The sequence below is a fragment of the Streptomyces sp. NPDC047453 genome (assembly GCF_040643155.1).
GTDB lineage: Bacteria > Actinomycetota > Actinomycetes > Streptomycetales > Streptomycetaceae > Streptomyces.
In genome coordinates, this window is sequence record NZ_JBEYTS010000055.1 from 1 (window position 1) to 24,465 (window position 24,465).

A 24,465-nucleotide genomic window follows, 5' to 3' on the forward strand; every position below is an offset into this window, starting at 1 on the left:
CCCGGGGGGGGGGCTCGGTGGGCGGGGGGGGCCGCCTGTGCGGGTGCGGCCCCGCGGGGGGCGCCCCGCCGCCCCGGCGCCCCCCCCCCCCCCCCCCGTCACGAGGCACGCCCTGGGGCGCTCTGCCAAGATTTCTCCGGTCGTCCTGTCGATTCTCCCCGCGGCCATTCGTCATATCCGCGCAACCAACCCCAGGCACGAGGAGCGGACCGTGAAGTACCTGCTGCTGATCAACACCCTGTCGCCCGACTCCCTCGAGGAGCGACCGGCCGAGGGACCGACCGTGGAAGAGTTCATGGCGTTCGACAAGGCCGTCTCCGATGCCGGCGTCAAGCTGGACGGCAACGCCCTGGACGTCTCGAACGCGACCACCGTACGCGTCCGCGTGAATGGTGAGCGCGTCGTGACCGACGGGCCGTTCGCCGAGACCCGGGAGATCGTCGGCGGCTATTACCTGATCGATGTTCCCGACCTCGACGCGGCGCTCGACTGGGCGGCTCGGTGCCCCGGGGCCCGGTACGGCACCGTCGAGGTCCGCACGGTCTGGGAGCCGGATCAGTCGTGAACGAGTGGCGAGCGGCCCGCTCCGTGGAGGCGGTGTTCCGCGAGGACCGGAGCCGGCTGCTCGCCCTGCTCGCGGCTCGGTTCGGAGATCTCGACCTCGCCGAGGAGACCGCCTCCGACGCGATCGAGGCCGCGCTGGAGCGGTGGCCGGTCGACGGGGTGCCGGACAAGCCACTGGCCTGGTTGCTCACCACGGCACGCCGCAAGGCCATCGACCGGATCCGGCGTGACCGCGCGTACGCGGAGCGGCTGGCGGTGCTCCAGGTGGAGAGCGACCGGGCCGCCGCCGAGGTCCCCGCCGAGCCCGGCTTCGACGACATCCCCGACGAGCGGCTGCAACTGTTCTTCACCTGCTGCCATCCCGCGCTCTCTCCGGAGGCACAGACCGCGCTGACGCTGCGCTTTCTCGCCGGCCTGACCACACCCGAGGTCGCCCGGGCGTTCCTGGTGCCCACCGCGACGATGGCCCAGCGCATCGTGCGCGCGAAACGCAAGATCCGCAGTGCGCGCATCCCGTTCCGCGTCCCGGGGCCGGACGAGCTGCCCGCGCGGCTGCCCAGCGTGCTCCGGGTCGTCTACCTCGTCTTCACCGAGGGGTACGCCGCCAGCTCCGGCAACGACCTCGTCCGCCCCGACCTGGCCGACGAAGCCATCCGGCTCGCCCGCATCCTGCACCGGCTGCTCCCCGGGGAACGAGAGGTGACGGGGCTGCTCGCGCTGCTCCTTCTCACCGACGCCCGGCGCGCGGCCAGGACCGACGCTGCGGGAGGCCAGGTGCTGCTCGAAGACCAGGACCGCGCTCTGTGGGACGCCGGCCTCATCGCCGAGGGGCGGCGGCTCGTCGTACCGGCCCTGACCGGTCCCGGCGTCGGACCGTACGCGGTGCAAGCGGCGATCGCGGCACTGCACGACGAGGCGACCGGCTTCGAGTCGACCGACTGGCCGCAGGTCGTCGCGCTGTACGACGTGCTCCTTCAGATCGAGCCATTCCCGCTGGTCGCACTGAACCGGGCCGTGGCGGTCGCCATGTGCGACGGCCCCGAGGCGGGGCTTGACCTGCTGGACGCCCTTGCCGAGGCCGAGGAACTGCGCGGCTACCACCTGCTTCCCGCGGCGCGGGCCGACCTGCTGAGACGGCTGGGCCGCACCACTGAGGCGGCCGCTGCCTACCGGGCCGCCCTCGACCTCGTCGGCAACGAACCGGAGCGAGCCACGCTCGCTCGCAGACTCGCGGAACTCACCGACCGGTGACGGGCCGAAGCCGACGCGGGCGCACCACACCCTGCGCGGTGGCGTCGAGTGGCAGAACCGGCGTCTGCGCCGGGTAGGTGCCGAACTATAGACGCGCGGCGAAAGGACCGGCAAGGTCAACTGGGCCCCGACGAACTCCGGTTCCACCGCCGTCCTTCTCGCCCTCAGCGCGCTCGCCTCGCCGGTCGGCCGCTCACGCACGGGCGACCAGCGCGCGGGACGTACCGGACCTCAACCGTGCCGCCACAAAAGGCAGATGATCACAATGCGGCAGCAACAAGCCACGACAGGTCGCCGGTCACTTGACTACCGGGCGTCACACGCGGTTGGCTCCGGCTCAGCGAGAGCCACCCGCCCGGTCGTACGTCCGTAGGCCCTCCGCCCAAGTCCTCCCCCCGTTTGCTCCATGCTCGGCTGCACAGTGAGGTGCCGCACCCTCATGAAGACTCCTCCTTCGCACAAGTACCGCAGATCCGCCCCCGGCACCGCACTGACGGCCGCCGCCGTCTGCCTGCTCATGGCCGGCTGCTCCGGCACCGGCGACTCGCAGTCCGGGTCGGGCGCAGGGGAATCCGGTGGGTCCGGGCTCAAGGTCGCCATGGTCACCCATGGGGCCGAGGGAGACGCCTTCTGGCAACTGGTCCGCAAGGGCGCCGAGGTGGCCGCGGCCAAGGACGGCGTCGAGCTGACCTACGCGAGCGACGCCGATGCCGCCGGGCAGGCGAAGTTGGTGCGGGACGCGATCCGGGAGGGAGCCGACGGCATCGCGCTGACGCTGGCCAAGCCGGATGCGATGAAGGGGCCGATCGCGGAGGCCAAGGCGGCGGGCATACCCGTGGTCGGGCTGAACTCCGGTATTGGTTCGTGGCGTTCCAGCGGTGTGCTGCAGTACTTCGGCCAGGACGAGAGCGTCGCGGGCCGGGCTGTCGGGGACAAGCTGGACGACCTGGGGGCCAAGCACGCCCTGTGCGTCATCCACGAGCGGGGCAACATCTCGCTGGAGGCACGCTGCGCCGGTGTGAAGAAGGCCTTCGGCGGCAGGACCGACATGCTCTACAGCGACGGCACCGACATGGACTCCTTGACCGAATCGGTCGCGGCCCGGCTGCGGTTGGACCCCGACATCGACGAAGTGGTCACCAACGGAGCACAGTTCGCGCTGGCCGCGGTCAAGTCCGTCCACAAGGCGGGCAGCAGGGCGCATGTCGCCACCTTCGACCTGAACAAGGACCTGGTGAAGGCGGTTCAGGACGGAGATGTGCAGTTCGCGGTGGATCAGCAGCCCTATCTCCAGGGGTACCTGGCCGTGGACGCGCTCTGGCTCTACAAGTCCAACGGCAATGTGAGCGGTGGCGGCGTCGCTCCGGTGCTCACCGGTCCCGCCTTCGTGACCAAGGCGAACGTCGCGTCGGTGGCGAAGCTGGCCGCCGACGGCACGCGCTGAGGACATGCCGTGTACGGGGCGCCGGTGACATGACGACACGGTCGTTCTCCGTCCGCCCGGTCACCTGCGCGGACGGCGTCCCCCGCGCTTCCCGGTCCGTACCGGTCGCGCCGTCACCCCGCCCGCTCGTTTCCCTCGTCCCCGTCTTCCCGCAGATCGCTCTAGGACGATGATGTCTCCACGGACACCGACAGGTTCCCGGCGCCGTCTCGGTTCGATACGGCTCTCACTGGTCCTCCTGGCCCTGGTCCCCACCGTCGCGCTCGCCGCCATGTGGGGTGTGACCACGACGCAGATGTTCTCCGAGGGCCTCCGGCTGCGCTCACAGACAGCGCTGAGCAGGTCGACCGGCGCCATGGGCACCGACGCGGCGCTCGCCCTCCAGTTGGAGCGCGGGCTGTCGGCGGCGTGGCTGGCGTCCCCGCACGGCTCCCGGGCCGCTCTGGACGCGCAGCGCAGCACCACGGACAAGGCGGTGGCCGAGCTGGTCGGCCAGTCCGACTCGATCAGGCAGGCCCCCGCCCGCATCAAGAACCGGATGTACTCGGTCGTCGCGTCGGTGGGCAGCCTGGAGTACTACCGGGGCCAGGTGGACAAACCGACGGACATCACCGGTGAGCAGGCCCTGGACCAGTACACCGCGATCATCGACGACCAGATCCATGCCTTCCAGGAGCTCTCACAGGTCGACGACGGCGACCTCACCTCCCAGGCCGGTCCGCTCGTGGCGCTGGAGCATGCCGCGGAGCTGGTCTCCCAGGAGGACGCACAGCTCACCCTGGCGTGGTCGTCCGGGCACATGGACCAGAAGGCGTGGGACAGGTTCGCCCAACTGGTCCACACCCGGCGCTGGCTCGTCGAGGACCAGATCGTCCCCTCGCTTCAGGGCAGCACGAAGACGCAGACCGAACGGATCCTGCAGTCGGCGGAGTGGCGGACGCTGGAGGCCGTCGAGGACCGCGTGCTCTCGGCCCGGGGCAAGGCCACCGGAGCGCGCGGGTTCGCGCTGCCGGACGCGCGCGAGCGTTGGGGCGCCGCGATCGACAAGCTGTCCGTCCAGTACTCGACGCTGATCCAGCAGCAGACGGCCGCGCTGCTCGACCGCAGTGCCGACCGGGCGTACGGGCTGCTGCTGAAGGCCGCCGTCCTGAGCGCGGCCGGCCTGGCCGCCCTGGTCCTGTGCGTTGGCATGTCCTGGCGGATCACCCGGTCCCTGTCCCGGCGGCTGCTGGGGCTGAGGATCGCCACGCTCCGCCTGGCGGAGGAGCGGCTGCCCGATGTGGTGGCCCGGCTGGAGCGGGGCGAGAAGGTGGACGTGGACTCCGCGACGCCGCCGCTGGACTACGGCACCGACGAACTCGGCCAGGTCGCCCAGGCGTTCAACGCCGCGCAGCGAACGGCCGTGCACACCGCGGTCGAACTCGCCGACACGCGGCGCGGTTTCCAGAAGGTGATCCTCGGGATCGCCCGGCAGAGCCAGAACCTGATCAACCTTCAGCTCAGCAAGCTCGACGCGCTGGAACGGCGGCACCAGGACCCGGAGGTCCTCCAGGGCCTTTACGAACTGGACTCCATGGCAAGCCAGTTGCGCCGTTACGAGGAGAACCTCGTCATCATCAGCGGGGAGCAGCCCCGGCGCAGCTGGACCGAGCCGGTCGCGCTGATCGACATCCTGCGCGGCGCCGTCGGCGAGGTCGCCGAGTACCAGAGGGTGGAGGTGCACACCGACGAGGAGGTGTACCTCGCCCCGCCCGCGGTGGCCGACGTGATCCACCTGATGGCCGAACTCATCGACAACGCGACCGCGTACTCCGCCGCCCCGAGCCCCGTCGGAGTGCGGGCGGCGATGGTGGCCAAGGGCCTCGTCATCGAGGTGGAGGACCGCGGCCTCGGTATGTCCGAGGAGGACTACGGCCAGTTCAACGCCCAGTTGACCGTGTCCCCGCAGTTCGATGTGGTGGCGCTCGCCGACGACCTGCGGCTCGGCATGTTCGTGGTCGCCCGCCTGGCCACCCGGCACGGCATCACCGTGACCCTGCGCTCCTCGCCTTACGGCGGGACCACCGCGATCGTGCTCGTCCCGCACGACATCGTGGTGCACGAGGCCGCCGGCTCCCCGCAGCCGCAGCCGTCCGAGTCCGTCCGGGTGCCCGGGCCGGGGCATCCGGAACGGACCGGCGAGAGCCCGGCCCCCGTCGTCAGCGCCCGGCGGAGGAAGCCGTCCGCGGGGCAGAATGCCTCCCGTGCGGGCGACAGCGGACGCGGGGCGGAACGGACACATGAGCCGGGGCTCTCCCCGCTGCCGCGCCGGGTGCCGCAGAGCAGTCTGGCCGCCGAGCTGCGCGGAGAGGCCGTGCCCGTCGTCGAGGACGACCCCCTCGACGACTTCACCGCCGAACGCGCCGCCTCCTCACTGGCCGGCTTCCAGCGCGGCACACGCGAAGCGCGGCACGACGACACCCAGGAGCGGGCCGGCGACCCGAAAGAGGCCGCCGCACCGGACAGCGCCAGACCGGACGGCGCCAGACCGGCCGAGTCCGCACCGGACGGTGCCAGACCGGACGGCTCCGCACCGGACGGCGCCGATGCGCGCGTTCCCGCCGCAGGCACCACCACCCCCAAGGCCTCGACCGTGTTCGAGCCGGGGGGACATCCACCCTCGACTTCGCCCGCCGACCGCACATGAAGGACACCCACATGACACGCCCCACCCCCGCCACGCACACCCAGCTCGACCAGCTGCTGACCGGTCTCGTGGAACGGGTCGCCGACGTCAACCACGCCGTCGTGCTCTCCGAGGACGGGCTGGTCGTCAGCAAGTCCACCGGATTCCCGCGTGACGACGCCGAGCGGCTGGCGGCGACCGCGTCCGGCCTGATGAGCCTCAGCAAGGGCGTCAGCATGGACTTCGGCGGCGGCCCGGTGCGGCAGGCGCTCATAGAACTGGCCCACACCTATCTGATTCTCACCTCGGCCGGACCGGGCGCCCATCTCGTCGTGCTCACCGGCCCGGGCGCCGACGTCGGTGTGGTGGCGTACCAGATGAACATGCTGGTGAAGAAGATCGGCGAGCACCTGAGCGCGGCCCCGCGTCCGGGTGCCGACGCGTCCGGCAACGGCGCGTGAGGTGAACGGAGGCGACGCGGCGGGCCGGCTCGTTCGGCCGTTCACCCTGACCGGTGGACGGACCCGTCCCAGCCGCGCCGACTTCACCCTCATCACGATGGTGACGGCAGTGGATCCGCCGCCCGAGCGGGCCGTCCGGCCCCAGCCCGAACACGCGCGGATCCTGATGCGGTGCGCGGAGCCGATCACCGTGGCAGAGCTCGCCGCCCATCTCGATCTTCCGGTGAGCGTAGTGGTGATCATGCTCTGCGATCTGCTGGAGGCCGGACGGATCACCGTCAACCGGCCGTCCCCGGTCTCCCGCACCCCGGACCTGGACCTTCTGCAGAAAGTGAGGGACGGCCTTGGCCGGCTCTGACACCACCGCCCGGCCGTCGCCGGCCCCCGACACAGCGAAGATCCTGATCGCCGGGGGCTTCGGGGTCGGCAAGACCACCATGGTCGGGTCGGTCAGCGAGATCGCTCCGCTGCGCACCGAGGAACCACTGACCGCCGCGGGCCTGGGCGTCGACGACCTCGACGGCATCGAGCACAAGCAAGCCACCACCGTGGCCCTGGACTTCGGCCGGATCACGGTCAGCTCGGATCTCGTGCTGTATCTCTTCGGCACACCCGGTCAGCAGCGGTTCTGGTTCATGTGGAACGACCTGGCCGTGGGCGCGCTCGGCGCCGTCGTCCTGATCGACGTCCGCCGGCCGGAGACCAGCTTCGCCGCCATCGACTTCTTCGAGAACCGGGGCATCCCTTTCGTCGTCGGCGTCAACGGCTTCCATGGACGGCACCCCTACCCGCCGGACGAGATCCGGGAGTCCCTGGCGCTGCCGGAACACGCCCAGGTACTGCTGTGCGACGCGCGTGACCGCGAGTCGTGCCGTGACGTTCTGATCGCCCTGGTCGACCAGTTGATCGCCTCGGCCACCCAGGCGGACGCGGCCCGGCCTCGACCGCTCCGGGGCCGCTGAGGTCCGGCGCAGCGGAGCGGCGGGCGACCGCGCCCACGACCAGGTACCGCCGCCTGGTCTTCAGGATTTCCACAAGGACTGGCGTCCGAGACACGGATCACTTTGGCATACAGGCACTGGACGACATACCGACCAGTCGGCATGATGGTCGGTCACGTGATGTCGTCTCGTCTCCCAGGAGCAATGATGAGCCCCGACCACCCGCCCGGACTCGATCTCGACCGGCTGCGCGGACTGCTCGACCGGGAGCGGCCAGGTCTGGTGCGGGGCCCCCTGACCGGCCGGCTGATCGAGGGCGGACGGTCGAACCTCACGTACGCGGTCTCGGACGGCGCCTCGCAGTGGGTCGTGCGGCGCCCCCCGCTGGGCCATGTCCTGGCCACCGCGCACGACATGGGACGCGAGCACCGGGTGATCAGCGCCCTGCACCCGACGGAGGTGCCGGTGCCGCGCACGGTGCTGCTGTGCGAGGACGAGGACGTGCTCGGCGCGCCGTTCTACGTGATGGAGTTCGTCGAGGGCACCCCGTACCGCACCGCGGACCAGCTCGCCCCGCTGGGCGAGGAGCGCACCCGGAACGCGGTGCTGTCGCTGGTGGACACCCTCGTCGAGCTGCACGCGGTGGATCCGGCCGAAGTGGGCCTCGAGGGCTTCGGCCGCCCCGAGGGCTTCCTGGACCGGCAGCTGCGGCGCTGGGGCAAGCAGCTGGCGGCCTCCCGCAACCGCGAACTGGCGGGCGTCGACGAGCTGCACGCGGCGCTCGGGCGCGCGCTGCCCGTCTCCCCCGCCCCGGCCGTCGTGCACGGCGACTACCGCCTCGACAACGTGCTGCTCGGCCCGGACGACCGGATCACGGCGGTCCTCGACTGGGAGATGTCCACGCTCGGCGACCCGCTGACCGACCTGGGCCTGCTGGTGATGTACAGCACGCCGCTGGGCATGCCCGACTCGCCTGTGTCCACCACCGCCGAGGCTCCGGGCCACCCGTCCGCGGCGGAGCTGGTCGAGCGGTACGCCGAACGCTCGGGACGGGACGTCTCGGCCGTGTCCTGGTACACGGCGTTCGCCTGGTTCAAGCTCGCCGTGATCCTGGAGGGCATCCACTACCGGTACACGCTCGGCCAGACGGTCGGGCGGGGCTTCGACCGCATCGGTGACCTCGTCCCCGTCTTCATCGACCATGGACTGACGACTCTTCAGGAAGGCTGACCGACATGGACTTCGCGTTCGACGCGCGCACCGAGGAGCTGCGCGCCAGGCTCCTGGCCTTCATGGACGAGTACGTGTACCCGGCCGAAGCGGTGACCGAGGAGCAGCGGGCCGCGCTGGCCTCCCCATGGGACACCCCGGCGGTGGTGGAGGAGCTGAAGGCGGAGGCGCGCAGGCAGGGCCTGTGGAACCTCTTCCTGCCGGACGCCGAGTACGGTGCCGGGCTGACCAACGTCCAGTACGCCCCGCTCGCCGAGATCACCGGCCGCTCCCCGCACCTGGCGCCCACCGCGCTGAACTGCGCGGCGCCCGACACGGGCAACATGGAGGTGCTCGCGCAGTTCGGCGACGAGTGGCAGAAGAAGCAGTGGCTCCAGCCACTGCTCGCGGGCGAGATCCGTTCGGCGTTCGCGATGACCGAGCCGGAGGTGGCCTCCTCGGACGCCACCAACGTCACCACGCGCATCGAGCGCGCCTCCGACGATTCGGACGAGTACGTCATCACCGGCCGCAAGTGGTACATCTCCGGCGCGATGAACCCGGACTGCAAGATCTTCATCGTGATGGGCAAGACCGACCCGGACGGCCCGGACATCCGCCGCCAGCAGTCCATGGTGCTCGTGCCGCGCGACACGCCCGGCGTCACCGTCCGACGCGCGATGCGGGTCTTCGGGTACGAGGACCACTCCCACGGCGGCCACGCCGAGGTGGTCTTCGACCACGCGCGCGTGCCGGCCTCCCACCTGATCGGTGAGGAGGGAAGCGGCTTCGCCATTGCCCAGGCCCGGCTCGGACCGGGCCGCATCCACCACTGCATGCGGCTGATCGGCATGGCCGAGCGGGCGATCGAGCTGATGTGCCGGCGGGCCGTGTCGCGCACCGCCTTCGGCAAGGCGCTGGCCCAGCAGGGCGTCGTCCACAACTGGATCGCGGACGCACGGGTCACCGTCGAGCAGCTGCGGCTGCTGGTGCTGAAGACTGCCTGGCTGATGGACACCGTCGGCAACAAGGGGGCGCACACCGAGATCCAGGCCATCAAGATCGCCACACCCCGCGCGGTGGTCGGCATCCTCGACCGGGCGATCCAGCTGCACGGCGCGGGCGGTTTCAGTCAGGACCTCCCGCTCGCCGAGCTGTACGCGGGCGCGCGCACGCTGATGATCGCCGACGGGCCGGACGAGGTCCACCAGCGGTCGCTGGCACGGCGGGAGTTGAAGAAGTACCTGTGACCGCGGGGTGAGGAACGGCAGCTCCTCCTCACCCTCTCAACCACGCGAGGAACGCAACTCCTGGCGCTGCTCACACCAGCGCCAGGAGTTGCTTGTCTCCAGTACGAAGGACCGTGCACGGCGGGGCCGTCCGGCGGGCGAGGCGGGTCCCGGCCTGCCTCGCCTCTTCTCACCCCACCAGGCGGTTTCGCCTGTGTCACCGGTCCGTGATGTGACGCAGGACACCGGAACGGCATGGCGGATGCGGACAACTGGCAGCGTGGACTATTCACTTCACGCCCGCATCAGAGCGGGCGATCCAGAGACGTTCCGGGAGCTGTTCCGCGCCCATGCGCAGCTTGTCTTCCGGCATGCGGTGCGTGTGACCGGGGACTGGACGACGGCCGAGGACGTCGTCTCGCTCACGTTCCTGGAAGCGTGGCGGCTTCGCGCGAAGCTGCGGGACGAGGGCGAGAGCCCACGGCCGTGGGTGATGGGCATCGCCGTCAACGTGCTGCGCAACACCTCGCGGGCCGCCCGTCGGCACGCGGCCGCGCTGACCCGCCTGCCGGCCAAGGACACGGTGCCGGATTTCGTCGACGAACTCGTGGGCCGCATGGCGGACGCCGAGGAACTCGCCGCGGCCAGCCGTGCTCTGGCACGCCTCAGACGAGGCGAGCGTGAAGTGTTCACCCTGTGCGTGTGGTCCGGGCTGAACTACGCCGAGGCGGCTCAGGCCCTGGGGGTTCCCGTGGGCACGGTGCGCTCACGGCTGTCGCGGACGCGTACCCGGCTGCGCAAGCTCGCCGCGGAAGAACTGACCACAGGCCGGACTAGACCCTACGAGCCGGTGGAACCGGTCCGCGGGAGCGGACAACACCAGGGCAGTCGCACCACAGCGGCCCGGTCGGGAGAGGAGACGGACCGATGAAGCCGACACCGAGGTTCACACAGCCGGACCTCGTGGAGCTGGCCCGCCTGCTGCCGGCGCCCGGCGATCCGGAGTTGCCGCGCGACCGCCACCGCCAAGTCGAGGACGCCGTCATGGCGCACATCCAGCAACTCCACAGCGCCGCCGGCCCTGGCCCGGCCGATGCCCCCCGCCCGACCCGCAGGCGCCTGCGCAGGACCGTGCTGATCGGCATCCCGGTCGCGCTGGCCCTGGCCGGCGTGGCGCTCGTCGCCCTGAACACCGCGGGCGGACCGGCCGGCCCCGGCGAGCCGGCGCCGGTCGCGGCGCCCGTCGTGAACATCCAGGCGGGCTCCGACATCACCCTGGCCTCCACGGTCGAGCACATCGCCGAGGCTGCCGACCGCGATGCCCTGCCTGCACCTCGCCCGAACCAGTTCATCTACGTCAAGAGCAAGGTGTCCTACACGACCACGTACGTGAACGGGGACACCAACAGCTCCCGCACCTGGGTTCAGCCCCTGCACGCCCGCGAGGTCTGGCTCTCCCCCGACGGGCGCAAGGGCTGGCTCGATGAACCCGGCTACCAGCCCGAGGAAGGCATCACCCTCGACAGCGACGTCACCCGCGACTCCTACAACGAGACCAAGTCACTGCCCACCGAACCCGCGGCACTGCTGAAGAAGGTCTACGCCCGCACCAACGGCGAGAGCGACCGCGACCAGCAGGCCTTCGCCACCATCGGCGACATCGTCGGCGAGCAACTGGTGCCCGCGCGAACCGCCGCCGCCCTCTATCGCGCCGCGGCGAAGATCCCCGGCGTCATGGTCGTGGCTCACTCCCAGGACGCCGCCGGCCGCGACGGAATCGCGCTGGCCCGCCTCGACCCTCAGACAGGCCAACGCATCGAGTGGATCTTCGACCGGGACACCTTCGCCTACCTCGGCAGCCGCGGTCTGCAAGTCGCCCCGGGCCACGACGCCAAGCCCGGCACCGTCACCGAACGCACCGCGATCCTGCAACGGGCCGTCGTCGACGAGGAGAAGGAGCGACCCGCGTCACCCGGCCGCGCCTCCTGACCTGGTGACCTGTCCAGACCCGACTACCGGTGGCCGGGGGCGGCCGGCAGTCGGGTCCGCACCAAGTTCACGGCAGTGTCCCGCGCCACTCAGGATCGTCAGCCGCGGCTGCGGCCGGGTCACCCCGGTGAAGGGCCGAAGGGGGCGCACCCTGTCTGCCGAGCAGTTCCGTCGCCCGGTGCTGCGTGTGTGCGGCTGCCAGCTGAGCCTCCGCGACGACGTCACCGCGTTCCCGTATCAGATCCTCGTAGATCAGCAGTTGGATTTGTTCAGTGGGGCTGGGTGCCACAGTCGGTCCTTGCGCTTTCAGGCCCGGTTGAGCCGGGCGGCGATTCCGTGCCCGATCAGCAAATACATCACTGCGGGAAGACCATAATTAAGGACGACGCGTAGGCCCTCTGTGTCCATTGTGAAGATATCCTGCGACCACCAGGCCAGCCAGTCCGCCGTTCCGTGCACGAACTCGACGAATACATTCGCCTGGTTCGCTTCGAGCAGGAACAACAGGATCCACAGGACCAGCAGACCAGCCGCGGTGTCGGCGATCGTGCAGACCGTCAGCGCAGCGCGCCGACCAGCGGCCTGGCGGCGCACGGAGCGGTCCGGACTCGGGGTCTGGTGGTACGCGGGGTATCCGGAAGCCGGATCTGTGTTGCTCACAAGAAATTCCGATCTGGGGAGGTGTCGTGTTGGCGCGGTCACCTCGAACATTGAAATTCAGTCCGGGGTGCCGCCCCGCTTCTCTTTTCTTCTGCGTCTTGCAGACGCGGTCGCGTTACACCTCGATCGCAATGCCGCATCTATGGCTGCCTATTCCGGGTTGCAGGGACATAGGCGGAAAGTGCCTTCCCACTGCGGTGACAGAGGCTCTGGATGCCTCATCACCCCAGTGCGGAAGGCACTTTCGCGATTGCCGCTCAGCGGCTGGGCCGGTGTCGCTCCGGCCGTTGTGGCGGAAACGGTGTCATCACGCCGTCACGGAGCGGTCGTCACTGGGCGATGGACGCCTCCAGGTGGAAGGGGTTGCGCAGCTCCGGAGTGGTGCGGCGGGCCTCGACGACGAACTCCCAGACACCGGGCTTGGGCGAGGAGTAGGTGCGCGTCAGCGGGTTGCAGCCGTAGCCGTCGTAGTAGTTGGGGTAGCAGTAGATGGTGCCGGCCGCGGAGGACTCGCCGCTGACACCCTCGGGGTTGAAGGCCCACCAGCGGGTCTGACTGTCGTCGGCGAGACCGGAGAGGTTGACCGTCAGGCTCTTGGTGCCGGCCGGGACGGCCACGGTGTAGCGAACGGTCTCGTTGCGGGAGACCGTGCCCTCCGCCGACCAGGTGGTGCCCGGGGTCAGCGGGGTGGCGGCCTCGACGGCCAGGTAGGCGGACTGTTCGACGGCCAGGGTCGAGGGGTCGTCGATGGTCAGGACGGCGCTGTGGGTGCCCTGGGTGGCAGGGGCGGCGGTCACCTGGACGACGGTCGGGACGTTCTTCTCCAGGGCGACGAACTCGGGTGCGGTGAACGTGCCGTCATTGCCCTGGAGGACGAGCTTGTAGGGCCTGGCGTCGTCTCGGCCGCTGGTGCGGGTGAGGGTGACGTCATAGGTGCGGGACTCCCCGACCTTCTGGCCGCCGCTGCTGCCCGGGGCGCAGCTGTTGAACAGGCCGCTGCCGGTGTTCGGCGTGGCCAACTGGCCGGAGAGCACGGTGCAGACCGGGGCGGAGACGGTGACGTCGTCGGCGCGGGCGACGCCCTTGGCGATCTCCTTGCCCGCCTTCGTCAGGTACTTCCAAGCCGCCGGAACGTCGAACTGGCCACGGCCCTGGGCAATGGCCTCCACGGTGTCGTTGTAGTCGGCCGTGGAGTAGACGGCCCTGCGCAGCTCGGCAGGGGTGACGTCGATCCCGTTCTGCTTGGCCGCGGAGAGCAGCAGTGCGGCGGCGCCGGTGGCCTGCGGGGCGGCCATGGAGGTCCCCTGCATCATGGTGTAGCCGTCGGGCAGGGTGTACCCGGTCTCGGCGACGGGCGCGGAGACGAGCCAGCCCGGGGTGGAGGAGATCGCGGCGCCCGGTGCGGTGATGCCGGGTGCGAAGCCGCCGTCCTCACGCGGGCCGAGCGAGGAGAAGGGGAAGATGCCCTTGTCGAAGCCGGCCTCGGAGCCGTAGTCGGCCCACCAGGTCGCCTTGGAGACCGATGCCCCGACGGCGACCGCCTTGTCGGCCAGGGCCGGGTCGCCGATGGTGTTGGTGCCGGTTCCGGAGTTGCCGGCGGCTATGACGATCTGGACACCGGTGGTGTCGATCAGACGGTTGTAGAGCAGCGCCATGGCGCTCCGGCCGTCGTTCAGGGCCGGGCTGGAGCCGATGGACAGGTTGACGACGTCGACGCCGTACTTGGTGGTGAGGTCGACCATGCCGTCGGTGAGCGCCGCGCTGGAGCAGCCGAGCGCGTGGCAGGCCCGCATGGAGACCAGCTTGGCGCCAGGGGCCTGACCGTTCATGGCGCCGTCGAGCAGGCTGCGCGCGGCGGCGATGCCGGCCACGTGGGTGCCGTGTGCCTCGTTGATGAGGTTGAGGTTGATCGCGAAGTTGCTGCTGCCGACCTTCTTGGCCTGGATGGTGAAGGGGACCCGCTGGCTGCTGGTGCTCAGGTAGGCGATCTGGTGGTTCTCCTTGAAGGGCCGCAGCAGCTCCTCGTCGGTGAAGTCGTGGTTGCCGTTGGTGTCGACCCAGACGGCGCCGTCCGAAGGCCGGTAGAGCACACCCAGGTCGGGGACCTTGCTGCCGTTGGGAAGGGTGGCCGACTTCACGCCGATGCGCAGGTCGCTGTCGGCCGGTGCGGTCCAGGTCGCCCTGCCGCCCGGGTCGGTGAAGGTCGGTCCGGAGACCTTCGTCGACGAGAGGAGGTACCAGGTGCTGTCGAACAGCAGGTCGATGAAGTTGTTGGGATCGGTGCCGGCGACCGTGTCGACGAGTTTGCGCTCACCGGTCGTGGTGGTGGCCAGCGCGGGATGGGTGGGGTCGACCCCGGTGTCCATGATGCCGATGGTGACGCCTCGGCCGTCATAGGTGGGGTTCTTCTTCTTGAAGTCGACCGAGCCGGTCTCGTTGGTCGGCATGTAGGGGTTGTCGTCGGGCGTCGCCCCGGACGGCGCCGCCGGAAGGTTTCCCGCTTCCTTCGCGGCGGCAGCCCGGGCGGCCACGCCGGTCCTGCCGGAGTCGACCCGGGTGTCCTCCAGCTTCAGCAACTCGTCGACGTCCACCCGGAGCACGTCGTTGAGTGCGACGACCTTGTCGACGTCGGCGAACGGCACGTTGGCCTTGATGTAGCCGATCCCGGGGTCCGTCCTGGTGACCTGGGCTCCGAGCTCCGTCAGGGCCTTCTCGGCCTCTTCGGTACGGCCGTCCTTGACCGCGAGCATCAGGGTGACGAAGTCGGGGACCGCCTTGCGGGCTCCGGCGGGGACGCTACGAGCCAGGTGCTGCCGCTTGTACTGCGCGATCAGTGACCGGTCGTGGTTGCCGAGCTTGTCGTGGGGGGAGGACTGCGAGGCTTCGCTGCCATCCGCTTGGGCGGCAGCGGCCGGCAGAGACAGGCCGCCGACGACCAAAGCGGCGACCAGCGCGGCGGCTGTCCGCCGGGCGGTGCGCGGGCTCGCCGTTCTGAAACGGAACATCAGAGTCCTTCCGAGCTGAGGAGTGATCGGTTGGAACGGCGTTACCGTGTCACCGGCCATGAGCTGCGGAAAGTGTTTCGGCCTGGCGTAATGCCGCCTTGTCGTAAACACGTCGTCACATCAGGCGTACGACAGCGAGGCCGGGTCGCGCGTCGCGGTCGAACACGACGGGCGACCCGGCCAGGGGCAGGGTGGGACGGGGCGGGATCTCAGGGTGGGGGGTGGCCGCAGTCCCGGGCCCCGTTTACTTGCCGAACGTGAGCGAGGCGGCCGGTGAGGCGTTCCCGTAGGCGTCCACGGCCACGACCCGGGCCACATACTGGGCGCCGTCGACCGTGCCCGGCACCGGGATGTCGAGGGTGTTCGGGCGGGGCATGAAGTAGTAGTCGGAGAAGACCTTGGACGAGACGACCGACTTCCCCGTCGAGGCGTCGGTGATGTCGACGTTGTAGTGGTGCACCATCTGGTCGTCGGTGGCCTGGGCGATCCGCAGGACCGTGCCGCCCTTGTCGTCGTTCACCCGGGACAACGGCTGACGCGTGGTGAACGTCGGTGCCACGGTGTTGCGCGCGGCGTTGGTGTAGCGGAAGTTGTCCTTGATCTCCTGGTTCGTCGAACCCTTCAGACGCACGGTCCAGGTGGCGCCGCTGAGGGTGCCCGCGCTGGCGTACGGCGGCTGCCAGCTCGCCGACCACTTGCCGCCGGTGTAGATGTCGTGCTTGTCCGCGGCCATGTTCACTCGCGCGATCTCCGTACGGTCCTGGTAGACCTCGACGAAGAGCGCCTGCGCGGTCGGCGACTCGAAGCGGTTCGCCAGTCCGCCCTCGGTGACCATCTGGTAGCCGTGGTCCATCTCGATGTACGACATCGAACCGTCGTTGACCGAGGTGAAGTCGCGCTGGTGGATGGAACGGTCGTCGTTGATGTTCAGGTGCGAGTGGCCGGAGAAGTAGATGGCCTGCGGGAAGGCGCTCAGGTCCTCCGCGAGGCGGGGGTTGGCCGTCTGCTGTCCGTCCATGACCGTACCGGTGGTGGGCCGGTGCCCCTGGACCAGGACGGGCTTGCCGGCGTACGCCGGGTCGGCGGTGATCGCGGCGAGGCGCTCCTTCAGCCAGGTGCGCTGGGCCGTGTTGGAGTTGTACGTCTCGGTGTTCACCGTGAGCACGTGCAGGCCGTTCACCTCGGCCTCGTAGTAGCCGCCGCCCGAGTCGGGGAACCACTCCTTGGGGTACCCGTCCCGTATCGCGGCGAGGCTCGCGTCGTGATTGCCGTTGGAGATCAGCACCTTGGTGCCGGTCATGCCCTTGCGGGCGAGGTTGGCCTGGAAGATCTCGGAGACGATCTTGTGGTCGGGTCCCTTGCCGTCGCCGTTGTCGTTGATCATGTCGCCGTTCAACAGGATCGCGTCCGGATCGGGGAAGACGGACCCGATGGTGTTGAAGAAGCTCTCGTACTTCGCGTCGTTGCCGGCGTGGCCGCCGACATGCACATCGGACATCACGACGAAGCGGGCGAGCGGCTTCTCATGAGTCCTGATCAGGTAGCCGTACGACACCGGAACGCTGCTCCGGTTGCCCTGGAAGGCGACCGCCGTGACGTTGGTGTCCTTCTTGATCTGCGGCGGGTTGTCGGGCGAGTAGACGCGGCTGTCACGGGTGGGCGTCGTGCCGTCCAGGGTGTAGCGGACGGTGGTGCCGCGCTCGACCTGGAACTTCAGCTCCACCGCGTGCTCGTACCGCCCGCCGGGGACGCTGACGCGAGGCGCGGCCGGGGTGGCGGAGCTGGGGGTGTCGGCGTGAGCCACGGCCGGGGAGACAAGCGCGACGGAGGCCGCGGTGATCACGAGAGGGGTGAGTCTCACGGGTTTTCCTGTTCTCTGGTTCGGGGTTACGGACGCGGATTCACCACACGGTTTGATAACGTACTGGTAACCGGTCTGGTCCAGACGGTACGGCGATCGCGCCGGGCCATGGTGCGTTCCGATTGACATCCCGGTGAAATGATCATGAATGTCCGCCCGCGGCTCGTTCGGGCGGCTTCCCTTTGACGCCCAGACGGTGTGACGGCCGGACGGCGCCCCACTGCGGCCGGCCCCGTCCTCGTCAAAGCCCGCGTGCGCTGCAGACGGCCTGTCAAGTCTGCCTCTGGAGTGCCGTCATGGGGAGCAGGCGCAGGGTCCGCCGCATGGTGGTGGGCAGCACGATGTACGGCTGGTGTTTCGCGCACCGGCACGATCGGGTGCGGGGCTACCCCGGGTGCAGCAGCACGGTGACGCTATGGCGTCCCGGAAGCCGGACTCGTCTGCGTCTGGTGTTCCGGCCGGGACCCGACCGGATCATCTCCGACAGCTACTTCGACGAGGGCGCGGTGGTGCGCCTGCCGGACCGGGAGTTTCTGAATCTCTTCGCGCCCGCCAGCGTAAGGGCGCTGCTGGACGAGGCCCTGGCCCGTGAACTGTTTCCTGCGACGGGGTCGGTGGAGGTGGACGGCTGGCCCCTGTTCGACGCTGTGACGCCGCAGGATCTGCCGGGCAGACCCTAGCCGCGAACTTGTGTTGCGGCAGGTGAGCGGGATCTTCGCGGTTCCTTCGCGCGTTGCGGAGGACGACCTGATCGTTTGATGTGTGAGACGACGGCGGCGGCGTCGTCGTCGGGAGAAGTGAGCAACCCATGTCCGTGGTGGGCCTGTTCTGGATCGCCGAGGGTGGCGTGTACGTGGGCTGATTCTCGGCCGGCGCCAGGCCGGCCGCGACGTGCCGGCATGACGCACCACAGGATCCTGACTCGCCCAAGCCCAATCGGATCAGCCGTCGTCAAGCAGGGCGGAGCCCGCTGAAGGTGGTCACGCTGGGTCCAGTGCACGCAGCGGCGCGGACCAGCCAAGCCTCGGCCTCTTCAGTCACGGAGTGAGAACGACGCCCGCTCTTGCCACTTCGCGCCGTCATGCACCATGAGGTCAACCGACGAGACCCTGGACGTGAAAGGCAGTTTGCCGAGAAGGTCGGCTTCGATCTCATCCAGGACACCGTCGTCCTGGCCGTCGGCGATGGTCAGGTGGGGCACGACCTCGGTGAACTTGCCGCCATAGGGAGGGGCTTCGGGCCACCGGTCAGCGATCACCTCGGCGAGCCGCCGCAACGGGATGTCCGGCTCAGGAGCGAGATAGAGCACCCCCGGAAACCGCCCACAGCCCTCAAACCGCACGTCAAAGGCGTGATGCCTGCCGAGGACGTCAGCGAGAGCCGACCAGACATGCGCATCTATTCGGCTCTCGTCGAGGAACGGGAAGAGCACCGTGACATGTGCTGGAACCCCTGCTCGGGCGGACGGATCGAACCGTTCACGCCATACGCGCACGGCCGGCTCCGCGTCCGGCACTCTGACGATGAGGCCCGTCTGGCCTGCCCGGAACCTACCGGTGCTGTCGTCTGCCATGACACGGCATGCTGCCACCTCAGAGGCCCACGGCAGGACTCAATTACACGTGATCAGAAGGCAGAACGCGAGTCGTCGCCCGTGTCCAGCCGCAGTCGTCCCGCGTCCCAGGCGACCACAGGTCAAAGTTGGGGCTCCCGGGCCACCCAGCCCCGCTCGTACGCGTGCCAGCCCAGTTGGAGCCGGGTCGACACTCCGGTCAGTTCCATCAGGCCCTTCACTCGCCGCTGCACGGTCCGCAGCCCCAGATCCAGCTGCTTCGCCACGCTCGCGTCCGTCAGCCCGGCCAGCAGCAGCGACAGGACCTCCAGGTCCATGGCGTCCGGCCCGTTGGACTCCTCCTCCGGCCGGCCGCCGCCGCCCAGCCGGATGGGCATCGCCTCCCGCCACACCGCCTCGAAGAGACCCATCAGCGACTCCAGCAGTCCGGAGGCGTGGACGACGAGGGCCGTGGGCTCCGCGCCCCGGCCGGTCAGAGGCACCATCGCCAGGGCCCCGTCGGCGACGACCAGCTTGGTCGGCACCCGGTCGACGACCCGGCACTGCTCGTCACGGCTCAGCGCCGCCGACAGCTCCATGATCCCGGACGGCAGTGAGAGCACCTCGCGCTCCACCACCACCCGGTACGACACCCCGCGCGTGGCGGCCCGCTCCTCGGCCTCGTTCTCCATACCGCTCACCGCGACCGGCTTCCCGGTGACCAGGGCGCACACCTCGTTCGTCGCCCCCAGCTGCAACTGGAAGAAGCGGTGCGCCACCGCGCTCGCGCCCGTCACCACCTCGACCAGGTCGTGCACGGCGGAATCGGTCGCCTCCGCCCGGTACTCCTCGGCGAGCATCGCCGCCGCCAGTTCCGCCTGCTCCAGTTCATGGCGCTGCTGGGTCAGCAGCGCCCCCAGCGCCACCGCGGGCAGCGCCGCCACCCAGCGGTCGACGCGGGACGAGGACTGGGCGGCCAGGCCGGTCTGTTCCAGTCGGCGCAGGGCCCGTTCGGTGTCCGGCTCGGGGAGCGCCAGCCGGTGGGCGAGGTCGGAGACCTCCGCGGCGCCCACCGCCACGAGGGCGCGGTACACCGACTCCTGTATCTCGTCGAGACCTATGGCTCCCAGCATCCCTCGCTCCCCTCCCGGAAGTCCTGACTCCGCACGTCGTCGCCGTACTCGGGCCTCCGGTCGCGGCGAAAAACGGCCACGGCGTAAACCCGCCGTGGCCATCATCCCTGTATCGCCCGTCGCTCTGCCAATGTGGCGCCACGGCGGCTCCGACAACTTCCGGAATGCCACCGTTAGTTCAGAGTTAACCGGTTTTACTTAGGGAGAACGATGCGTCCGATATCGCGCACGGCGCTGGGGGCGGCCACCGCCGCCGTCCTGGCCGTCACCGCGATCGCACCGTCCGCGGCCGCGCCGCAGGACGACCCGACCGCAAAGAGACCACTGACCGGCAGCACGACCGCTGCAAAGGCAGGCACACCGGTCACCGTCACCCTGGTCACCGGTGACAAGGTCCTGGTACGCACGGACGGTTCAGGGGCCGCGTCGGTCACCGCACTGCCCCGCGCGGACGGCTCCATGCCCCTCCTCCAGACCCGGCAGTCCGGCAAGGACCTCTACGTCTACCCCGACACCGCCGCTCGGGCGCTGGCCGCGGGCAAGGTCGACGAGGAACTCTTCAATGTCACGGGACTCGTCCGGCAGGGCTACGACGACGCGCACACCACCGCGCTGCCGCTGATCGCCGTCTACGGCGACACCGCGGGCCGCACCGCGCCCGCCACCCCGCGCGGCGCGAAGCGCGGCCCCGAGCTGGACGCCATCGACGGCATCGCGCTGAAGACGGACAAGGCGAAGGCCGCCGACTTCTGGGCGGACGTCACCAACACCCGTTCCCGCTCCGCCTCCGGTCTCAAGAAGATCTGGCTCGACCGCAAGGTCCAGGCCACCCTCGACCGGTCCACCAAGCAGATCGGCGCCGACCTCGCCTGGGCCGCCGGATACACGGGCAAGGGCACCAAGGTCGCCGTCCTCGACACCGGCGCCGACGCGGAACACCCCGACCTCAAGGGCCGGATCGCCGCTTCGGAGAACTTCACCGACTCCAGCAGCACCGACGACCGGCAGGGCCACGGCACCCACACCATCTCCACCGTCGGCGGCTCCGGTGCCGCGAGCGACGGCAAGAAGAAGGGTGTCGCCCCCGACGCCGAACTGCTCAACGGCAAGGTCCTCAACGACGGCGGCTACGGCGCCGAATCGTGGATCATCGCCGGAATGCAGTGGGCCGTCGACCAGAAGGCCGACGTCGTCTCCATGAGCCTCGGCAGCCCGGAGCCGACCGACTGCACCGACCCAATGAGCGTCGCCGCCGAGAGACTCGCCCAGAGCAAGGACACGTTGTTCGTCGTCGCGGCAGGCAACTCCGGCCCGACGCTCAACACCGTCTCCTCGCCCGGCTGCGCCCCGAGTGTGCTGACCGTCGGCGCCGTCGACCGCGACGACTCCACCGCCTGGTTCTCCAGCCTCGGGCCCGTGGTCGGCGCACACACCCTCAAGCCGGAGATCGCCGCCCCCGGCGTCGGTATCTCCGCCGCGGCCGCGGGCGGCCGGGGCATCTACGCCTACCAGTCGATGTCCGGTACGTCGATGGCCACCCCGCACGTGGCCGGCGCCGCCGCCCTCGTGAAGCAGCGTCACCCGGACTGGACAGCCCAGCAGGTCAAGACCGCTCTGGTGTCGTCCGCGAAGAGCGACATCCCCGGCGATGTGCGCGAGACCGGCGCCGGCCGTCTCGACGTGAAGGCCGCCATCGACACCACGGTCGTCGGCGCCCCCGCCGTCCAGGCCGGCACTTTCTCTTGGCCGCAGAGCAACGGCGACCGCACCACCGTCGACCTCCCCTACACCAACTCCGGTACCGAACCGGTGAAGTTGTCGCTGAAGGTCCAGGGCGTCACCGGCAACGACGGCTCCGAGGTCCGCTCCCCCGTCGCAGCGCTCGACGCGAACACCGTCACCGTCCCGGCCGGGGCCACCGTGAAGGTCCCGCTGCGCATCGACCCGGCCGCGAACCTGAAGGCCGCCCAGTACGGCGACGTCACCGGGCGCGTACTCGCCACCGGGCCCGACGGTGTGAAGGTCTCCACCCCGTTCTCCCTGTACGTCGAGCCGGAGACCGTCACCCTGCGCGTCAAGATGATCGACCGCGCCGGCAAGCCCGCCGCGGGCTCCTCCTCGCTGGACGTCATCGGCACCGACACCTCCAGCGGTGAGCGCCGCTTCAACGACGGCACCGCCGAGCAGGTCTACCAGCTGCGCCCCGGTGCGTACTTCGTCTCCGGCTTCGTCATCACGCCGGACGCCGCGGACGCCACGGGCCGCATGTCCGAGTCCGTCGGCTACCTCGCCCGGCCTCAGGTCGACGTCACCAAGGACACCACCCTGGTGCTCGACGCCCGCAAGGCCCACCGGCTCCAGGTGGAGACCGCGGACCGCGCCTCCGAGAGCCGCTCCACGACCCTGACCTTCGGCCGTACCTGGAACGGAACCTGGCTGCACTCCGGCTCCATCACCGGCAACCGGAGCGTCGGGACCTACCTGGCGGACGTACAGGGCAAGGCACGCGACGGCGACTTCGAGTTCGCCAGCTTCTGGCGCACGTACGCCCCGCAGATCGAGCAGATGTCGGTCATCGGCGGCGCCGAACTGCACCCGAAGGCGGCGAGCACCGGCTCCGTCAACCTCGACGGAACGGGCGAGGCCGCCCTGATCGACGCGGGCAACGGCACCCCCGAGGAGCTGAAGGCCGCGGGCGTCGCCGGGAAGATCGCGCTGGTCCAGTCCGACGACGACGGCTTCCTGTACACCCTGGCGCGTAACGCGAAGGCCGCGGGCGCGAAGGCGATCATCGCCCACCGCCGCGCTGCGGGCCCCTGGCAGCCGTCGCTCGGCTTCGGCCAGGCGCCGGTGCCCGCGCTCGGCATCGACGGCGACGAGGCCGCTCAGCTCAAGGCCGCCCTGGCCAAGGGCCCGGTGACGCTGAGCTGGAAGGCCACCGCCGTCAGCCCGTTCGTCTACAACCTCGCCTTCCCCGAGACCGGCCCGGTCACCTCGGACCGCACCTACCAGGTCCGGGACAAGAAGCTCGGCGCGGTCACCTCGACCTACGAGGCGATGGGCGCCGCGTCGGACTACGTCGACACGATGCTCATGGGCCGGCCGTACGGCGGGATGTTCTCCGCCGCCACCGACTCCGTCGCCGTCCCCGGCAAGCGCACCGAGTACTACTCGGCGGGCGACACCGCTTGGACCCGCTACCTCTCCTCCAGCTTCCCCTGGGGCGAGCTCATGGCCGACCAGGCGCGCACGTACACCGAGGGCTCGAAGCGGGCGGAGAACTGGTACCGGGGCATCCCGGCCCCGACCGCCCCGCGCGACGCCGACGGCAAGCTCCAGCTGGCCGCCGAACGGCAGGACAACCTGATCGGCGTGGCACCCGCCTTCTGGGGCGACACCGAGCACATGGGCATCCAGGGCTCCTTCGGGGACCTCGGCGGTATGAAGCTCACCAGCGGTGGCAAGGTGATCGGCCAGACCGGGTGGCCGTCCGGGGTGTTCACCGTCCCGGCCGAGGACGCCGCGTACGAACTCTCCCTGGAGACCATGAAGTTCGGGTCGCCCGCCGCCGTGTGGAAGCGGTCCACCCACACCCAGACGGTGTGGAAGTTCCGCTCGCACCGGGACGAGAACGCCTACTCCCAGGGAATTCCGCTGCTCTTCCCGAACTACGACCTGGACACGGACGGGCTCAAGACCCTTCCGGCGAAGGACGGTCAGACGATCGGCCTGAGCGTCACCGGCCACGCGGGCTACAAGCCCGGCGAGTTGGTCGCCGTCAAGGTCTCGTACTCGTACGACGGCGGTACGACCTGGACCGAGGGCACCACCTCGCAGAGCGATGGCCGCTGGACCGCGACCGTGAACCACGCGGGCGCGGCCGGCAAGCCGGTCACGCTGAAGACCGAACTGACGGACTCCAACGGCAACTCCGTCATCCAGACCGTGACCGACGCGTACGCCGTGCGCTGATCACGATCACATCCTGACCGGTCCGCCGGGCGGCTTTCCTGTGGGGGGTGAGCCGTCCGGCGGGCCATTTTCATGGCCGGGTCCATGAAGAATCACTGCGACGGACAGCCGATCGGCACTGCTCCAGGAACGAGCGTTCTTTGCGTACAGCGGAGGCTCTGGCGTAGGCCGGGCCTGAGCGCGCGTCGCGTCATAGTGGGCGAGGACGTGGGCTCCGCCCGGCAGGCAACCGAACGCGTCGCCCAGGGTGCGGAGAACCGTCTCGCCGCCACGATACGGAAAGCCTGCGGGGCCGCGAACGAGGGCGACGTTCCGGCCGCGCACGCGGCCAACTCCAGCCCGCACCAGCAGATCACCGCACTCTCCGGCAACCTTTCTGCTCGCCGAGACGCTCGAGCCCATTGTGGGACGCGTCGACTGGCTGCGCCGCAAGATCGAGGACTTCGATCTCATCCATGCCGAGCACGAGGCGCTGGCAGAGGCCATCACCTGCGGCGACCTGATCGGGCCGCCGCCGCTGCGCGCCGCC

General features: G+C 70.0%; 18 protein-coding genes. 13 read left to right on the forward strand and 5 right to left on the reverse strand.

Annotated elements, in window-relative coordinates; all coding sequences use genetic code 11:
* Positions 1-211 precede the first annotated feature (211 nt).
* From ABZ818_RS31705 to ABZ818_RS31755, 11 genes are all read left to right on the forward strand, one after another.
* Positions 212-565, forward strand: coding sequence for a YciI family protein (locus ABZ818_RS31705; protein WP_361422232.1), 354 nt, complete (start codon positions 212-214; stop codon positions 563-565).
* Positions 562-1,815 (forward strand): DUF6596 domain-containing protein, encoded by a 1,254-nt coding sequence (locus ABZ818_RS31710; RefSeq protein WP_361422235.1) that lies wholly within the window; start codon positions 562-564, stop codon positions 1,813-1,815. Before ABZ818_RS31705 ends, ABZ818_RS31710 begins: the two co-directional genes overlap by 4 nt.
* Before the next feature lie 439 nt (positions 1,816-2,254).
* The gene (locus ABZ818_RS31715) at positions 2,255-3,259 is read left to right on the forward strand and encodes a substrate-binding domain-containing protein (RefSeq protein WP_361422238.1); all 1,005 of its coding nucleotides are present in this window, start codon (positions 2,255-2,257) and stop codon (positions 3,257-3,259) included.
* 172 nt (positions 3,260-3,431) lie between these two features.
* Positions 3,432-5,945, forward strand: a complete 2,514-nt coding sequence (locus ABZ818_RS31720) for a nitrate- and nitrite sensing domain-containing protein (RefSeq protein ID WP_361422338.1) — start codon at positions 3,432-3,434, stop codon at positions 5,943-5,945.
* Between the two features lie 11 nt (positions 5,946-5,956).
* Positions 5,957-6,385, forward strand: coding sequence for a roadblock/LC7 domain-containing protein (locus ABZ818_RS31725; RefSeq protein ID WP_361422241.1), 429 nt, complete (start codon positions 5,957-5,959; stop codon positions 6,383-6,385).
* A gap of 1 nt (position 6,386) precedes the next feature.
* The gene (locus ABZ818_RS31730) at positions 6,387-6,743 is read left to right on the forward strand and encodes a DUF742 domain-containing protein (protein ID WP_361422244.1); all 357 of its coding nucleotides are present in this window, start codon (positions 6,387-6,389) and stop codon (positions 6,741-6,743) included.
* Positions 6,730-7,347, forward strand: coding sequence for an ATP/GTP-binding protein (locus ABZ818_RS31735; RefSeq protein ID WP_361422247.1), 618 nt, complete (start codon positions 6,730-6,732; stop codon positions 7,345-7,347). The genes ABZ818_RS31730 and ABZ818_RS31735 overlap by 14 nt, the downstream gene beginning before the upstream one ends.
* A gap of 186 nt (positions 7,348-7,533) precedes the next feature.
* Positions 7,534-8,556: a phosphotransferase family protein gene (locus ABZ818_RS31740; RefSeq protein WP_361422250.1), complete on the forward strand. Its 1,023-nt coding sequence runs from the start codon at positions 7,534-7,536 to the stop codon at positions 8,554-8,556.
* 5 nt (positions 8,557-8,561) lie between these two features.
* Positions 8,562-9,785: an acyl-CoA dehydrogenase family protein gene (locus ABZ818_RS31745; protein ID WP_361422253.1), complete on the forward strand. Its 1,224-nt coding sequence runs from the start codon at positions 8,562-8,564 to the stop codon at positions 9,783-9,785.
* Between the two features lie 259 nt (positions 9,786-10,044).
* Positions 10,045-10,695: an RNA polymerase sigma factor gene (locus ABZ818_RS31750; protein ID WP_361422256.1), complete on the forward strand. Its 651-nt coding sequence runs from the start codon at positions 10,045-10,047 to the stop codon at positions 10,693-10,695.
* The gene (locus ABZ818_RS31755) at positions 10,692-11,753 is read left to right on the forward strand and encodes a CU044_5270 family protein (RefSeq protein ID WP_361422259.1); all 1,062 of its coding nucleotides are present in this window, start codon (positions 10,692-10,694) and stop codon (positions 11,751-11,753) included. Before ABZ818_RS31750 ends, ABZ818_RS31755 begins: the two co-directional genes overlap by 4 nt.
* Before the next feature lie 306 nt (positions 11,754-12,059).
* On the opposite strand, the gene ABZ818_RS31760 is transcribed toward ABZ818_RS31755, so the two are convergent.
* The 3 genes from ABZ818_RS31760 to ABZ818_RS31770 form a co-directional block, all read right to left on the reverse strand.
* A complete protein-coding gene (locus tag ABZ818_RS31760) occupies positions 12,060-12,413 on the reverse strand; it encodes a hypothetical protein (protein ID WP_361422262.1) in 354 nt (117 codons plus the stop codon).
* Between the two features lie 329 nt (positions 12,414-12,742).
* Positions 12,743-15,418, reverse strand: coding sequence for a S8 family serine peptidase (locus ABZ818_RS31765; RefSeq protein WP_361422265.1), 2,676 nt, complete (start codon positions 15,416-15,418; stop codon positions 12,743-12,745).
* 244 nt (positions 15,419-15,662) lie between these two features.
* Positions 15,663-17,279 carry a metallophosphoesterase gene (locus ABZ818_RS31770; RefSeq protein ID WP_361422268.1) on the reverse strand — a complete coding sequence of 539 codons (1,617 nt, stop codon included), beginning with the start codon at positions 17,277-17,279 and terminating at the stop codon, positions 15,663-15,665.
* A 323-nt stretch (positions 17,280-17,602) separates the two neighbouring features.
* On the opposite strand from ABZ818_RS31770, the gene ABZ818_RS31775 reads away from it, so the two are divergent.
* Positions 17,603-17,959 (forward strand): hypothetical protein, encoded by a 357-nt coding sequence (locus ABZ818_RS31775; protein WP_361422271.1) that lies wholly within the window; start codon positions 17,603-17,605, stop codon positions 17,957-17,959.
* Between the two features lie 353 nt (positions 17,960-18,312).
* On the opposite strand, the gene ABZ818_RS31780 is transcribed toward ABZ818_RS31775, so the two are convergent.
* Both ABZ818_RS31780 and ABZ818_RS31785 read right to left on the reverse strand, forming a co-directional pair.
* Positions 18,313-18,852, reverse strand: a complete 540-nt coding sequence (locus ABZ818_RS31780; RefSeq protein WP_361422274.1) for a 2'-5' RNA ligase family protein — start codon at positions 18,850-18,852, stop codon at positions 18,313-18,315.
* 122 nt (positions 18,853-18,974) lie between these two features.
* The gene (locus ABZ818_RS31785) at positions 18,975-19,964 is read right to left on the reverse strand and encodes a helix-turn-helix domain-containing protein (RefSeq protein ID WP_361422277.1); all 990 of its coding nucleotides are present in this window, start codon (positions 19,962-19,964) and stop codon (positions 18,975-18,977) included.
* A gap of 210 nt (positions 19,965-20,174) precedes the next feature.
* On the opposite strand from ABZ818_RS31785, the gene ABZ818_RS31790 reads away from it, so the two are divergent.
* Positions 20,175-23,936, forward strand: a complete 3,762-nt coding sequence (locus ABZ818_RS31790; protein WP_361422280.1) for a S8 family serine peptidase — start codon at positions 20,175-20,177, stop codon at positions 23,934-23,936.
* The last annotated feature ends 529 nt before the right edge of the window (positions 23,937-24,465 follow it).

Excerpts from the sequence above, each read along its gene's own strand:
- ABZ818_RS31715 (WP_361422238.1), top strand. The coding sequence starts at position 2,255 with ATGAAGACTCCTCCTTCGCACAAGTACCGCAGATCCGCCCCCGGCACC.
- ABZ818_RS31720 (WP_361422338.1), top strand. The coding sequence starts at position 3,432 with ATGTCTCCACGGACACCGACAGGTTCCCGGCGCCGTCTCGGTTCGATA.
- ABZ818_RS31725 (WP_361422241.1), top strand. The coding sequence starts at position 5,957 with ATGACACGCCCCACCCCCGCCACGCACACCCAGCTCGACCAGCTGCTG.
- ABZ818_RS31740 (WP_361422250.1), top strand. The coding sequence starts at position 7,534 with ATGAGCCCCGACCACCCGCCCGGACTCGATCTCGACCGGCTGCGCGGA.
- ABZ818_RS31745 (WP_361422253.1), top strand. The coding sequence starts at position 8,562 with ATGGACTTCGCGTTCGACGCGCGCACCGAGGAGCTGCGCGCCAGGCTC.
- ABZ818_RS31755 (WP_361422259.1), top strand. The coding sequence starts at position 10,692 with ATGAAGCCGACACCGAGGTTCACACAGCCGGACCTCGTGGAGCTGGCC.
- ABZ818_RS31765 (WP_361422265.1), bottom strand. The coding sequence starts at position 15,418 with ATGTTCCGTTTCAGAACGGCGAGCCCGCGCACCGCCCGGCGGACAGCC.
- ABZ818_RS31775 (WP_361422271.1), top strand. The coding sequence starts at position 17,603 with ATGGTGGTGGGCAGCACGATGTACGGCTGGTGTTTCGCGCACCGGCAC.
- ABZ818_RS31780 (WP_361422274.1), bottom strand. The coding sequence starts at position 18,852 with ATGGCAGACGACAGCACCGGTAGGTTCCGGGCAGGCCAGACGGGCCTC.
- ABZ818_RS31785 (WP_361422277.1), bottom strand. The coding sequence starts at position 19,964 with ATGCTGGGAGCCATAGGTCTCGACGAGATACAGGAGTCGGTGTACCGC.
- ABZ818_RS31790 (WP_361422280.1), top strand. The coding sequence starts at position 20,175 with ATGCGTCCGATATCGCGCACGGCGCTGGGGGCGGCCACCGCCGCCGTC.